At 68.6% G+C, this 14,111-nt stretch carries 11 protein-coding genes and 1 riboswitch; of the genes, 6 read left to right on the top strand and 5 right to left on the bottom strand.

Features of this window, described 5'->3' with window-relative positions; all coding sequences use genetic code 11:
- Positions 1–78: 78 nt before the first annotated feature.
- On the top strand, positions 79–1,926 hold the full coding sequence (locus E0H75_RS14805) for a glycoside hydrolase family 9 protein (protein WP_131514135.1): 1,848 nt from the start codon (positions 79–81) through the stop codon (positions 1,924–1,926).
- Between the two features lie 119 nt (positions 1,927–2,045).
- Here the strand turns inward: E0H75_RS14805 and E0H75_RS14800 are convergent, their stop codons facing one another.
- From E0H75_RS14800 to E0H75_RS14790, 3 genes are all read right to left on the bottom strand, one after another.
- Entirely contained in the window at positions 2,046–3,095 is a 1,050-nt protein-coding gene (locus tag E0H75_RS14800) for a CU044_5270 family protein (RefSeq protein ID WP_131514134.1), read from the bottom strand.
- Positions 3,092–3,685: an RNA polymerase sigma factor gene (locus E0H75_RS14795; RefSeq protein WP_131514133.1), complete on the bottom strand. Its 594-nt coding sequence runs from the start codon at positions 3,683–3,685 to the stop codon at positions 3,092–3,094. Before E0H75_RS14795 ends, E0H75_RS14800 begins: the two co-directional genes overlap by 4 nt.
- A 384-nt stretch (positions 3,686–4,069) precedes the next feature.
- A complete protein-coding gene (locus tag E0H75_RS14790; protein ID WP_131514132.1) occupies positions 4,070–4,540 on the bottom strand; it encodes a GbsR/MarR family transcriptional regulator in 471 nt (156 codons plus the stop codon).
- A gap of 63 nt (positions 4,541–4,603) precedes the next feature.
- Here E0H75_RS14790 and E0H75_RS14785 point away from each other — a divergent pair, with 63 nt between their 5' ends.
- Positions 4,604–6,157, top strand: coding sequence for a DHA2 family efflux MFS transporter permease subunit (locus E0H75_RS14785; RefSeq protein ID WP_202873003.1), 1,554 nt, complete (start codon positions 4,604–4,606; stop codon positions 6,155–6,157).
- 53 nt (positions 6,158–6,210) lie between these two features.
- Here the strand turns inward: E0H75_RS14785 and E0H75_RS14780 are convergent, their stop codons facing one another.
- Positions 6,211–7,659 (bottom strand): glycine hydroxymethyltransferase, encoded by a 1,449-nt coding sequence (locus E0H75_RS14780; RefSeq protein WP_131514131.1) that lies wholly within the window; start codon positions 7,657–7,659, stop codon positions 6,211–6,213.
- A gap of 28 nt (positions 7,660–7,687) precedes the next feature.
- A riboswitch (ZMP/ZTP riboswitch) is annotated at positions 7,688–7,769 on the bottom strand.
- A 26-nt stretch (positions 7,770–7,795) separates the two neighbouring features.
- Positions 7,796–9,421 carry an acyl-CoA dehydrogenase family protein gene (locus E0H75_RS14775; protein ID WP_131514130.1) on the bottom strand — a complete coding sequence of 542 codons (1,626 nt, stop codon included), beginning with the start codon at positions 9,419–9,421 and terminating at the stop codon, positions 7,796–7,798.
- An 18-nt stretch (positions 9,422–9,439) separates the two neighbouring features.
- Here E0H75_RS14775 and E0H75_RS14770 point away from each other — a divergent pair, with 18 nt between their 5' ends.
- From E0H75_RS14770 to E0H75_RS44625, 4 genes are all read left to right on the top strand, one after another.
- A complete protein-coding gene (locus E0H75_RS14770; RefSeq protein ID WP_131514129.1) occupies positions 9,440–10,714 on the top strand; it encodes a YihY/virulence factor BrkB family protein in 1,275 nt (424 codons plus the stop codon).
- 148 nt (positions 10,715–10,862) lie between these two features.
- On the top strand, positions 10,863–11,930 hold the full coding sequence (rsgA, locus tag E0H75_RS14765) for a ribosome small subunit-dependent GTPase A (RefSeq protein ID WP_131514128.1): 1,068 nt from the start codon (positions 10,863–10,865) through the stop codon (positions 11,928–11,930).
- A gap of 30 nt (positions 11,931–11,960) precedes the next feature.
- Positions 11,961–12,704: an SDR family NAD(P)-dependent oxidoreductase gene (locus tag E0H75_RS14760; protein WP_131514127.1), complete on the top strand. Its 744-nt coding sequence runs from the start codon at positions 11,961–11,963 to the stop codon at positions 12,702–12,704.
- A 175-nt stretch (positions 12,705–12,879) separates the two neighbouring features.
- Positions 12,880–13,725 carry a DMT family transporter gene (locus E0H75_RS44625; RefSeq protein WP_131514126.1) on the top strand — a complete coding sequence of 282 codons (846 nt, stop codon included), beginning with the start codon at positions 12,880–12,882 and terminating at the stop codon, positions 13,723–13,725.
- The last annotated feature ends 386 nt before the right edge of the window (positions 13,726–14,111 follow it).

Below are 14,111 nucleotides of genomic sequence, written 5' to 3'. Positions count from 1 at the left end.
CGACAAAATCAACAGGAAACTTTCCTATTGGTCTTCGTGGGGTTCGTGGTCCTGGTGGTCGGGTGGGAGGAGTCGCTCGTGAGGTCGTTGCGCCGGGTGGGGCCGATCGTCCTGGCCGCGGGATTGGTGGTGGGGCCGGTGAGTACGGTGTCCGCTGCCGCGTCCGGCGGCGTGGTGCGGGTGAGTCAGCTCGGGTACGGCGCCTTGGACGGCAAGGCGGCGTACGTGATGACGCGGGACGCGACGGCCGGGAAGAAGTTCCAGGTGGTCGACCGGTACGGGCATCGGGTGCTGACCGGGCGGGTCGGCGGCGACGCGGGGGAGTGGAACGCGACGTACCAGCACGTGTACCAACTGGACCTGTCCGCGCTGAAGGTGCCGGGGACGTATCGGGTCGAGGTGCCCGGGGTGGCGTCGTCGGCGGCGTTCGAGATCCGGGCGAACCGCGACCGGATGCTGACCGGGGCCAAGGACAAGGCGGTCACGTTCTTCACCGAGCAGCGTGACGGCGCGAACGTCGTACCCGGGTCGCTCGGCCGGCAGCCGGCGCACCTGAACGACAGGTCCGCGCAGGTCTACGACTGGCCGGTCTTCGTCGATCCCGACACCGATCAGACTGTGGGCGAGCTGCAGCGGATCGGTGGGCCGGTCGATGTCGAGGGCGGTTGGTACGACGCCGGCGACTACCTGAAGTTCACCCACATCGCGGCGTACTCGGAGTCGTTGCTGTGGGCATCGACCCGGGATGCGCGGAAGCCGGACAAGCAGGTGCTGGCCGAGGCGCGGCACGGTCTGGACTGGCTGGACAAGATGTGGGACGAGCGGACGAAGACGCTCTACATCCAGGTCGGCATCGGCACCGGCAACGTCGAGGAGACCTTCATCGGCGACCACGACATCTGGCGGCTGCCGGAGGTCGACGATCACCTGACCGATCCGTCCGAGCGGTTCCTGCGCAACCGGCCGGTGTTCCGCGCCGCCGCGCCTGGGCAGCCGATCAGTCCGAACCTGGCGGGCCGTACTGCTGCGGCGTTCGCCCTTGCTGCACAGGTCGAGGCGCGGACGAGCCCGGCCAAGGCTCGTCGTCATCTCGAGACTGCGGCGCAGATCTTTGCCCAAGCTCAGTCGAAGAACGTCGGGCAATTGGTCACGTCGCTGCCGTTCGCGTTCTACCCGGAGTCGGCGTGGCGGGACGACCTCGAGTTGGGTGCCACCGAACTGGCGCTTGCCGCGCAACGTCTCCGCGATCCACGAGGACACGCGTGGCTGAAGCAGGCCGGCTACTGGGCTGGGCAGTACATCGAGCACGAGGCCGGCGGCGACACGCTCAACCTGTACGACGTGAGCGCGCTGGCCCACGCGGATCTGATCCGGGCCAACCGATCGGACCGTGCGCTGGTGAAGGCGTTGGCTGGTGATCTGCGCGCGCAGCTGAAGATCGGGGCGGAGCGGGCGTCCGCGGATCCGTTCCGCGCCGGAGCGCAGTACGACAACTTCGACGCCGTACCGCATGCGTTCGGCTTGGCGGCGACCGCGCACCTGTATCGGCAGGTGACCGGAGATCGGCGGTACGACGACTTCGGCACGCAGCAGCTGGACTGGAACTTCGGCGCCAACGCTTGGGGTGTGTCGTTCATGGTCGGTATCGGGGAGAACGCTGAGCGGTGCCCGCATCACCAGATCGCGAACATCCTCGGTCGAGAACTCACTGGCGCGGTGGTGAATGGGCCGAACTCGGAGGAGCTGTTTGAGGAAGGCCTTGGCGATCATCTGGATGGAATGAACCCGTGCCCGGCCGACGGCGTCGATCAGTACGCTCAGTTCACCGGCCACGGTTCCCGGTACGTCGACGACGTCCGCTCCTGGCAAGCCTCCGAACCCGCCGACGACTTCGCCGCCATCGCCGTCTACGCGCTCACCACGTAGTCCCCTCCCCGTACCGGCGACGCGCGCCCCTCTCCCCGCGCGCTCGCCGGTGCACATGCCTTGATCACAAGCACCCGCGTGGGGCGTTCCCGTACGCCGGCGTGCGGGGCCACCGCTGTCTACAAGTAGAGCTCGTACGAGATCACGGCCGGGATCCGGACGTTCAGCCGGCCGGCTGTCTTCGTCAGCACTTCTTCCTTGGCCCACAGCCGTCCGGTCGCCGGGTCGAAGATCAGTACGCGCCGGTTCGGCAGGCCACCGTAACTGCTGTCCACGGCGAATGCCTGGCCTCGACGTCCGGCGCGATCCGTCATCGTCCCCAGCGACACCGCTCCGCTGTGTGCTGCGAGGACCTCGAGCACAGCCTTGCGCACCGCAGGGGTGGGCGTCGCCTCCTTGTACACATCCGTGACCACGTCGGCCAGGTAGCCGGGTCCGTTGGCGTCGATGGGGTGGTCGGTCTTCAGCGTCGCCAGCAGCCGGGCCGGATCACTCGGCAGCGGGTACCGGAACAGCGGTTGATAGCTTCCCGGCGGCCAGGACTCGTCACCTTTCACTGTGCCCGGCTTCTCGACCGACCCTTCCCGCCGCGAATCCTTGGGAGACGCCTCCGGGAAGTACGGCTGCCCGGTCCTGACCACCATGCGCCCGGAAAGATCGCTGTTCCAGGTCCGCGTGATCTCCTCCGGAATGATCGCCGAAGTGACCCGCTCCTTCTCGTCGACAGCCGTCGACAGGTACCAGGCCCGCATTCGTACTGCGTGTGACCCGGCGTCGCCCGGCAGCGTCTTGTCCGCGCCAGCCTTCCGCGCGAGCGCCAGCAGGTCCGTCTGGCCCGGCCGGCCCTGCGCGAGCTCCGCATCGAGCAACGGCGGTGTCGCCGCCATCGCAACCCCACCCGACCCGAACGGGTGGACAACCACCACCCCCGCGCCCGCGACCGCCACGGCCCCGGCCGCGCCGATCAGCACCGCACGCCGCTGTACCTTTCCACGACGGGCAGGTACGTCGGCCGCCGGGATACCGTTGACCGGAGCAACGTGCTCCTCCGCGGCCAGCCTGGATCCGATCCTCTGCAGCCCCGCCAGTTCGCGAGGTGTCAAAGGCCCGTCCGGGATCCCGGACGCCGGGTCGACGCGTTTCAATGTGTCGAGGTCGTTGGTGTTCATGAACGTTCTCCCTGCGTCTTGGACTCAGCTGTTCGCACGACCGTGGAACCGGCCGACCCTCCCCGCGTGCGCTGAGAGCGGTCGTCGTACTGCGCCTGTGCCGTCTTCAACCGAGCTCTCGCGCGATGCAGCCGAACTGCCGCGGCCGTCCTCGAGCAACCGAGTGCCGTCGCCAGATCGGCGCCGCGCAGTTCCTCCCAGCCGGCCAGCATCAGCACCTCTTGGTCGGCCGCGCTGAGCGTCCGCAGAGCAGCCAACGTCCCGGCCAGCTCGTCAGACCACTCGAGCCGCTCATCCGCGGCCGGTCCGGTCCGAGTCACCAGGTCGTTGCCGGCCCGTTGATACGCGGCAGCCGACCGCTGCCGACTGCGCCGCCGATCGGCCAGCACGTTCGCCGCGACCCGATACAGCCACGGCAACGGCCGGTCCTGCGGGAGGTCAGTACGCCGCCTCAACGCCGTCAGGAACACATCCGCAGTCACATCATGCGCCTCGTCGGCATCCCCGATCCGGCGTACGACGTACCGCAGGATCGCGCGATAGTGCTCCGTATAAAGCTGCTCAAGATCGGCCCCATCAGGCTCGGTCATCCGTTCCACACCCGTCTATTGCCGATCACAACAACCGATTACAAACCACCCCACAAGCCCGCACCAAGCCGCCCCCAACAGGCAACGAAGGAACACCCCGCAAGCAAGGGAAGGGGGAGCACCGACCGGGCACGTGGCGAAAGGGCACCTCCTCGACGTCTTCACCCAGGCAGATCGAGCGCGTGGCCAACGTTTCGGGACGCCTCTCGAGTGCCTTCGGCGGTCGACCCACCCACCCCACGGTTGTTGAGCACCACACGCGCACCTGCCAACCCCTGCTTTCACAAGTGGGGCGATGCAGGAGCCCGCGCAAGCAAGGGACGGGGCGGTGGGAGCACCGGCGAGCACGCGACGACAGGAGCGCGCGTAGCGGCGCGTGGGGGTTTACCGCGGGTGTTCGGCGCGCCAGTTCTTGATCATTTGGTCCATGTCGGCGTGGATGAAGGCGAAGAAGTCGGCGGCTTCGGAGAGGCGGCGGCCGACGGGGGAGTCGGGGCCGAAGAGGTCGGCGCCGGACCGGCTGCTGGACTCCCATTCGCTCAACGCCAGATTCCGCCGTTCGAGGATCGCGGCGAAGACGTCCTCCCGGATCCGGTAGTGGTCCTTGCGGGACCCGGGCTGCCGCTCGCGCGTAATGAACGAGACCTGGATCAGCTGTCGCACAGCGCCGGACACCGCCGGCTGGCTGATCTTCAGCGACTCCGCCAACTCAGCCGCCGTCATCGTCCCGGTCGGGCTGACGAGCATCCGGCCCATCACCCGGGCAGACATCGTCGGGACGCCACTGTTCGCCAGGATGCCGGCGAAGCGCTCGACGAACTGGCTGACCTCTTCGGGAGTTGGTTCGGGCGCCATGGTTGAAGACTACAGTAATTTGATCTATCGCAACTATCACAAATATCTGATAATTTGCGTAACATGACCACATCCTCCGTTGCCGAAGGGCCGACGCTCACCGGCGCCCGCCGCTTCGGAGTTCTCTTCGCACTCTGCCTGGCCGTGCTCGTACTCGGCCTGGACACGACCGTGCTGAACGTCGCGCTGCCAACCCTGGCCGCCGACCTCGACGCGTCGACCAGTCAGCTGCAGTGGATGGCGAACAGCTACAACCTGGTGCTCGCCGCGCTGCTGCTGCCGGCGGGTCTGCTCGGCGACCGTTTCGGGCGGCGCAAGATCATCGCCATCGCGCTGACACTGTTCGGCGCAGCGTCGCTCGCCTGTGCGCTGTCCGACTCGGCCGGCCAACTGATCGGCGCGCGGGCCTTCCTGGGCGTCGGCGCCGCGATGATCGTGCCGGTCGCGCTGTCGCTGATCACCGTGCTGTTCCCCACCGACGTGGAGCGCAAGAAGGCGATCGGCTTCTTCGTGGTCGCGAACAGCATCGGGATGCCGCTCGGCCCGATCGTCGGCGGCCTGCTGCTCGACCACGCCGGCTGGCAGTGGATCTTCTACCTGAACGTGCCCATCGCGTTGATCGCCGCGATCGCCGTCAGCCTGCTGGTGCCGGAGACGCGCAGCTCCCGCCGCCCGGCCATCGACTGGCTCGGCATCCTGCTCTCCAGCGCCGGCCTGGCCTCGCTCGTGTACGGCGTGACGAAGGCGGGGGAGACCTCGTGGACCGACGGCATGACGGTGCTCTTCCTGGCGCTGGCCGTCGTACTCATTGCCGTCTTCCTGCTCTGGCAGCGGCGGAACTCCGACCCGCTGATCGAGCTGCGGTTGTTCGGCGAGAAGGTGTTCACCGGTGGGGCGGTGCTGCTCACTGTCTCGGTGTTCGCGATCTTCGGGTTGCTGTTCACGATGCCGCAGTACTTCCAGGGCATCAACGGATCCGACGCGCTGCACACCGGCCTCAAGCTGCTGCCGTTCATCGGTGGAATGACGGTCGGCGCGAAGCTGGCCGAGCCGGTCGAGGCGAAGGTCGGTACCCGGCTGGTGGTGATGGTCGGCTTCCTCGTGATGGCTGCCGGGTTCCTGCTCGGAGCCTTCACTGATCTTGGTACGGGCTACGGCTATACCGCGATCTGGTTCGTGGTGGTCGGATTCGGCCTCGGCTGTTCGATGCCGCAGGCAATGAACGCGGCGCTCGGTGTGCTCGACCCGGAGCGGGCCGGCACCGGATCCGCTCTACTACAGGCGTTCCGGCAGGTTGGTGGCACCGTTGGCGTCGCCGTCCTCGGCACGGTGCTGAACTCCGTCTACCGGCACAACGTGGACACGACCGGCTTGCCGGCGCAAGCGGCGGACGCTGTCGAGAAGGGGTTGGGCGGCGGGCTCGCGGTCGCGGAAAAGGTCGGGTCGGCGGACCTGCTCGGCGACGTACGTGACGCGTTCATGACCAGCCTCAACACGACCATGTGGGCCTCGGCCGGCATCGCGGTCGCGGGCGCCGTACTGGCCGCCGTACTGATGCCGAAGCAGGCCACCAAGGCCTCGCAGGAGGCGCTGATGGGGATCAAGCAGGACGCCTGACACAGCAGCGCGGCGCCCGCTCCCGAGGGGAGAGCGGGCGCCGCGCGATGGGCTCAGTTGAGCTCGAGGCCCGGGTACAGCGGGTGCTTGTCGAGCATTTCGGCCGAGGCGGCCCTGACCTTGTCGGCGACACCGTCGGCCAGCACGTACTTCGCCTTGGACGGCGCACCGGCGGACGTCGTGGTCGGCGTGATCGAGGACAGTACGTCGACCATCAGCTCGGCGACCCGGTCGAACTCGTCGGCCCCGAAGCCGCGCGTGGTCAGCGCCGGCGTACCGATCCGGACGCCCGAGGTGTACCAAGCGCCGTTCGGGTCGCGCGGTACGGCGTTCCGGTTCGTCACGATGCCCGCGTCGAGCAGCGCCGACTCGGCCTGCCGCCCGGTGATCCCGTACGACGAGACGTCGAGCAGGACCAGGTGGTTCTCGGTGCCGTCGGTGACGAGCTTGACGCCACGCTTCATCAGGCCCTCGGCGAGCACGACCGCGTTGTCGGCGACCGCCTGTGCGTACTCCTGGAACGACGGCTGCCGGGCCTCCGCCAGCGCGACCGCCTTCGCCGCCATCGTCTGGCCGAGCGGACCGCCCAGAACCATCGGGCAGCCGCGGTCGACGGCGTCGGCGTACTCGGGCTGGCAGAGCACCATGCCGCCGCGCGGGCCGCGCAGCGACTTGTGTGTGGTCGTGGTGGTGACGTGAGCGTGCGGGATCGGGTCGAAATCGTCGGTGAAGACCTTGCCCGCGACCAGGCCGGCGAAGTGCGCCATGTCGACCATCAGCGTCGCCCCGACCTCGTCGGCGATCTCGCGCATCTTCGCGAAGTTCACCTTCCGCGGGTACGCCGAGTAGCCGGCGATCAGGATCAGCGGCTTGAACTCCCGTGCCTTCCGGGCAACGTCGTCGTAGTCGAGCAGCCCGGTCTCCGGGTCGGTGCCGTAGGAGCTCTGGTTGAACATCTTGCCGGAGATGTTCGGCCGGAAGCCGTGAGTGAGGTGGCCGCCGGCGTCCAGCGACATACCGAGCATCTTCTGGTCACCGAACGCCCGGCGGAGCTTGGACCAGTCCTCCTCGGTCAGGTCGTTGACGTGCTTCACGCCGGCCTCGGCCAGCGCCGGAGACTCGATCCGCTGGGCCAGGATCGCCCAGAAGGCGACCAGGTTCGCGTCGATGCCGGAGTGCGGCTGGACATAGGCGTGCGGGGCGTTGAACAGCGCCGTGGCGTGTTTGGCCGCGGTCTGCTCGACGGTGTCGATGTTCTGGCAGCCGGCGTAGAAGCGGTGCCCGATGGTGCCCTCGGCGTACTTGTCCGAGAGCCAGTTGCCCATCGTCAGCAAGGTGGCGGGGGAGGCGTAGTTCTCGCTCGCGATCAGCTTCAGCGAGGAGCGCTGGTCGGCCAGTTCGGCCTTGATCGCGCCGGCGACGGTGGGTTCGACCGCGGCGATCACCTGGAGCGCGTTGTTGTACGCGGCCGACGCGGCGGCAGCATCGAAGGGTTGAGTCATCGTTGTCTCTCCTGCGGTTGCAGTGGGTCGTAGGCACCCAGGCGCACGGTGCCGACAGTCTTCGCTCCCCGGTGGTTCTCCACCTCAGCGCGCCAGTCGCGACGCGGCCACCTTATCGTGCGGCCGCGGCTCGGAGTCAGAGGCTGCGGTCGGTGATCAGGCCGAACGGCGTGGTCCGCGGGAGAGTGCCGAAGACACCGCCCCAGTCGTTCGCCAGCCGGGACGCGACGAAGGCGTCCGCGACCGCGGGAGTCGAGTGCCGGACGAGCAGCGACGCCTGCAGGCACAGCGCCATCCGCGCCGCCAACCGACGCGCTCCCGCCTCGGCACCTTCGACGTCAGCAAGCGCTTGCAGTACGTCGTTCACCGCCGTGTCGAGGCGCTCGTCCGCACCCCGCGCCGCGCCGACTTCCAGCAGCCACGCCTCGAGCGATTCCGGCCGTCTGAGGGCTCGCAGTACGTCGAGCGCGTTCACGTTCCCCGACCCTTCCCAGATCGAGTTCAGCGGCGACTCGCGGAACAGCAGAGGCATCCCGGATTCCTCGACGAACCCGTTCCCGCCGAGACACTCGAGAGCCTCGGCGGCCATGAACGGCGTCCGCTTACTCACCCAGAACTTCGCCAGCGGCAGCCCGATCCGACGGAACGCGGCCTCCTGCTCGTTGCCGTTGATCGACGCGTCGACCGCTGCCGCGAGCCGCATCCCGAGCGCCGTCGCCGCCTCGCTCTCCAGCGCCAGGTCAGCCAGCACGTTCTGCATCGCGGGCTTATCGGCGAGCAGATCGCCGAACGCCGAGCGATGGCGGGTGTGCCACACCGCCTCCACCAGTGCGCGCCGCTGGAGAGCGGCCGAGCCGAGGACGCAGTCGAGCCGGGTCGCGGCGACCATCTCGATGATCGTGCGGACCCCGGCGCCCTCGTCGCCGAGGCGGTAGCCGACCGTGCCGTGGAACTCGACCTCGCTGGACGCGTTCGACCGGTTCCCGAGCTTGTCCTTCAGCCGCTGCAGGGCAAACGCGTTCCGGTTGCCGTCGGCAAGCACGCGCGGGACGACGAAGCAGCTCAGCCCGTCCGGCGCCTGCGCCAGCACCAGGAACACATCGACCTGCGGCGCCGAGCAGAACCACTTGTGCCCGTTCAGCTGATATTCACCGTCGTCACCGGCCGGAGTCGCGGTGGTCAGGTTCGCCCGGACGTCCGAGCCGCCCTGCTTCTCGGTCATTCCCATCCCCGCGAGTACGCCGCTCTTGGTGGCCGCAGGCAACCGGCGTACGTCGTACTGGGTGGAGGCCAGCTGTGGGACCCACTCCTTGGCGAGCCGTTCGTCGGCCCTGAGGGCGGGGACGGCGGCGTACGTCATCGAGATCGGGCAGCCGTGGCCGGGCTCGACCTGGGACCAGACGTAGAAGCCGGCCGCGCGGGTCAGGTGCGGCGACGGCTGGTCGCTCGTCCAGGGCGCGGCCTGCAGCCCGAAGCCGACGGCGCGCTCCATCAGCCAGTGCCAGGACGGGTGGAACTCGACCTCGTCGATCCGGTTCCCGTACCGGTCATGGGTGCGCAGGACGGGTGGGTTCTGGTTCGCCGGGAGCGCCTGCGCGAGGGCCTCTTCAGAGCCCGCGAGCTCGCCGATCCGGGTCAGCCCGGGATCGTCCGCGAGGCCGGTGTACGGGCGCAGAGCGTCACCGAGTGCCGTGTCGCGCGTGAAGAAGTTCACCCCTTGCAGTGGGGGAGCCTGGTTCGTTACCGCGAATGGGTCCGCCATGTCAGTACGGTAAGCGGTATGGCACGTTCAGGGGCAGGACCCACTGGTGGGAGCTCCCTCTCATTGGCATGGGCCCGCAAGATCCCCGCGACGACCTGGAAGCTGCTCACCCAGACCGTCGGGGTGTGTCTGCGCTACCGGGTCACCGGTCTCGCGGCCGAGGGGGCGTTCTACGCGATCCTCTCGCTGCCGCCGCTCATCTTCGGACTGGCCGGATCGCTCGGTTACATCGCGAGCAAGTGGTTCGAGGTCGAGACGATCAACGACATCAAGCAGCAGATCGTCGACCTGGCCGCCCGGGCGCTGACCGACGACTCGATCAGGAATGTGATCGAGCCGACCCTGGACCAGGTCCTGAACGGCGGCCGTCCGGACGTCATCTCGATCGGTTTCGTGCTCGCGCTGTGGTCCGGCAGCCGCGCGCTGAACGTGTTCGTCGACACCATCACGATCATGTACGGGATGGGCGGCAAGCGCGGCATCGTCCGGACCCGGGCGCTGTCGTTCTCGCTGTACTGCGCCGCCCTGGTGATCGGCGTGATCGTCCTCCCGCTGGTGCTGGCCGGACCGGACGCCGTCCAGGCCCTGCTGCCGCACCGCCTCGACTTCCTGAACCAGCTGTACTGGCCCGTCGTCACGATCCTGTCCGCGGGCTTCTTGAACACCCTGTACCACCTGTCGGTGCCGGTGCGGACCCCTTGGGTCTCCGATCTGCCCGGCTCGTTCCTGGCGCTCTCGATCTGGATCCTGGGCAGCTTCGTACTGCGCTGGATCCTGCAGAGCACGGTCGGCGGTACGTCGATCTACGGTCCACTGGCGGCACCGATCGCCGTACTGATGTGGCTCTACATGACCGCCATCGCGGTGCTGATCGGCGCGGCGCTGAACGCGGTCGTCGACCGGCTGTGGCCGCACAAGGTCCGGATGACGGAGACGGTGAAGGAGACCGTGGACGAGGTCGAGCCGGTGATGAAGGCGGAGTCGGAGCCGCATCACGACAACCCGCTGACCCCGGTTCAGCAGGAGCGGCCGGAGATCGAGGTCGCGCGGAAGGTCGAGGGTCTCGGCGTACCGGCGGCGGATCAGCCACCCAAGGCCCCGCCGGCGGATCGGCCCCCGCCGGACAAGCCGGGGCCGGACAAGTCGCGGCCGGACCGGCCGCCGAAAGCTCCGGGGGTCGAGCCGGGACCGAAGACCGAGGTCGCCGAGCCGGCCCCCGCGCCGGCGCCGCAGCGCAAGCCCGAGCCGGTCGGAAAACCCGGTGCGCAATCTGACACCGACGACCTACGCTGACGCCATCAGCCGGTCCTGGACCCAGGACCGCAGGACTTGGAAGGGAGGAGCCCGCCATGAGCTTGGATCAGGCCCATCGGGCCGATGTCTCCCACCCCGTCCGTCCGCTGAGCTGACCTCGCGGCCGGACCCTCCGAAAGGTTCGCTGATGTCAGCCACACTTCAGGCCCTGGGACTCGACAGCTCCACGGCCGACTACCTGAGCTCTGTCCCGGCCGAGCTCGTGCCGGGTCGCGTCTCCCGGGTCGACAAGGGCCTGGCGACGGTACTCACCGAGGACGGCCCGGTCCGCGCCTCGTGGTCCAGTGCGCTCCTCGCCGCGATCGCCAGTGACCACCAGGCCGGCCCGTGTACAGGGGATTGGGCCGTACTGCGGCACTGGCCGGACGACCGGATGACGGTCGAGTCGCTGGCCCCACGGCGTACGGCGATCGTGCGCGCGGAGGTCGGTGGTTCGTCCAGAGGCCAGGTGCTCGCGGCCAACGTCGACGTGATCGCGATCGTCGTCGGTCTGGTCCCGGAGCCGAACATCGTCCGGATCGAGCGCTTCCTCGCGCTGGCGTGGGAGAGCGGTGCTCGGCCGGTCGTCGTACTGACCAAGTCGGACCTTGTCGGCGATGCCGACGCCCTCGCTGAGGACGTGGCCCGCGCTGCGCCGGGTGCCGACGTACTGGTGTGCAGTGCGACGACTGGTCAGGGCCTGGAGTCGGTGCAGGCGGTGCTGGATGGTGACGCGACTGTGGCGCTGCTCGGGTCGAGTGGTGCGGGGAAGTCGTCGTTGGTGAACGCACTGGCCGGTGTGGAATTGCTGGACGTGCAGGACATCCGTGAAGACGGCAAGGGCCGGCACACGTCGGTCCGGCGCGAGCTGATCGTGCTGCCGAATGGCGGCGTCGTCATCGACACGCCTGGACTGCGGGGGATCGGTCTGCAGGAGTCCGGTGAGGGACTGGCTGCGGCGTTCCCGGACATCACGGCCCTGGCTGAGCAGTGCAAGTTCAAGGACTGTGCGCATGCCACCGAGCCCGGGTGCGCTGTGCGGGCCGCGCTGGAGGACGGCACGCTGCCGATCCGCCGCTTCGAGAGCTGGACCAAGCTGCAGCGCGAGGCCGCGTTCATGGCCCGCCGCAACAACCTCCGTCTCCGCGCCGAAGCCAAGAAACAATGGGCCCGCCAGACCAAGGCCTACCGCCGCGACGTGAACCCGCGCCAGTAGTTGGGTGCTCCCGATGAAAGGATCGGGAGCATGGACCGTGCTGTGTTGGTGACCGGGGCGTCGCGGGGGATCGGGGCGGCGACGGCGCAGGCGTTTGCGGCCGCGGGGGACCGGGTTGCTGTGCACTATGGAGCCTCCGCCGAGGCTGCCGAGGCTGTGCTGAAGTCGTTGCCGGGCTCGGGACATGTGCTCGCGCAGGCTGATCTGGCTGATCCGGACGCGATCCAGACGATGGTCGACGACGCCGCGGCTGCTCTGGGCGGGATCGACGTACTCGTGAACAACGCCGGCGTCTACCACCCGCACCGCATCCGCGAAGCGACGTACGCCGAATGGCAGCAGGCTTGGGCGGACACCCTCGCGGTGAATCTCGTCGGCCCGTCGAACGTCACCTGGTGCGCGGTCCGGCACCTGGGCCGCGGCGGGCGGATCGTCAATGTCTCATCCCGCGGCGCCTTCCGCGGCGAGCCCAACCAGCCCGCGTACGGCGCCTCGAAGGCGGGCATCGTGTCGTTCACCCAATCGCTGGCCCGCGCGCTGGGCCCGGAAGGCATCGCCGTGACAGCGATCGCACCCGGCTGGACGACCACCGACATGGCCGCCGTACACCTGACCGGCGAAGGGTACGACCGCCGCCGGATGGAGAGCCCGCTAGAACGCGTCGCCGACCCGTCCGAGGTCGCGGCGGCGATCTTCTACCTGGCGTCGCCAGAAGCCGAGTTCGCCACCGGCACCGTCCTCGACTTCAACGGCGGCTCCCAGCTGCGGATGTAATTCGCTCGGCCGGCTCACGCTTTCGGGCTAAGGTCCTGCCCGTGCATCGCATCATCACCCCGCCGACCGCCGCTTAGGCGGACGGTCACTCGGTTAGCGCCCAGGTTCTGACCTGGGCTTCTTCGGGCTGTTCGCAGACGACCCACCTCTCCCGCGAACATCCCGGAGTACTTCGATGCTGCACCGACCCACGAAGACGCGCGCCCTCGCCTATGTTGCCCTGGCCGGCCTCGCCTGGGGCACCGGCGGTCCCACCGGCGCCCTGCTGTTCCAATCCAGCGGCCTGACGTCCACCGCCATCTCCTTCTGGCGCCTGGCCACCGGCGCCGCCTGGCTCCTCCTGGCCAACCGCCTCTTCACCAGGACCCCCATCCGCGCCACCTTCATGGCCGCGCCAAGGCAATACATCTTCACCGGCCTAGGTCTGACCGCCTGCCAACTCGGCTACTTCGCCGCCATACCCCGCGTAGGCGTGGCAGTGGCCACCGTCGTCTCCCTAGGCGCAGGCCCTCTCTTCATAGCCGCGGCAACCCGAGAACGCATCACGCCGGCCCTCCTGCTAGCAGTCCTAGGCCTGACCCTCCTGATGACAGCCCCAGGCGCCGCCATCACCACATCCCTCCCCGGCATCCTCCTCTCCCTCCTCTCAGCAGCCGGCTACGCCACCACCACGCTGCTCAACCGCAACCACCCAGCCCCCACCACCACAGCCCTCCTAGGCTTCACCACCGCAGCCCTGGCACTCCTACCCCTAGCCCTACTAGAAGGCCTGATCCCACACGCCGCAAGCTGGCCAACCCTCGCGTACTTCGGCCTCATCCCCACCGCCCTCGCCTACACCCTCTTCTACACAAGCCTCCGCACCCTGACCCCCTCAACAGCAGCCGTCCTAGCCCTACTAGAACCCCTAACAGCCACAGCCCTAGCTGTAGTTCTCTTCCACGAACACCCCACCCCCCTCACCCTCACAGGCGCCGCCCTCCTCCTAACAGCAGTAGCCCTAAAAGCCCTGCGCCCCTAACAGCCCCACCACAACCGCTCAACCGGCGACGACGGTTCCGGCGGGGGTTGGGCGCCGGGCCGAGGGCTCTCGATGGTGTTTACACGGCGGCCAACCCCAGGCGGAATCGTCAACGCGGCGAGCAACCACCACCGGCAACTGTCCCGCGGCGCCCAACCCCAGCCGGAACCATCAACGCGGCGAGCAACCACCACCGGCAACTGTCCCGCGGCACCCAACCCCAGCCGGAACCATCAACGCGGCGGCCAACCCCAGCCGACCACTGTCCTGCGGCGGGCAACCCCGGCCGGCAACTGTCACGCGGCGGGCAACCCCGGCCGGCCACTGTCCGTTCGGCGAGCAACCCCAGCAAAGCCGAGCGAAGCGAAGGCGCCAGGGGGTGCGGG

This window comes from Kribbella capetownensis (assembly GCF_004331485.1).
In the GTDB taxonomy this organism is placed as follows: Bacteria; Actinomycetota; Actinomycetes; order Propionibacteriales; family Kribbellaceae; genus Kribbella; species Kribbella capetownensis.
This window is presented reverse-complemented; position numbering and strand designations above follow the sequence as displayed.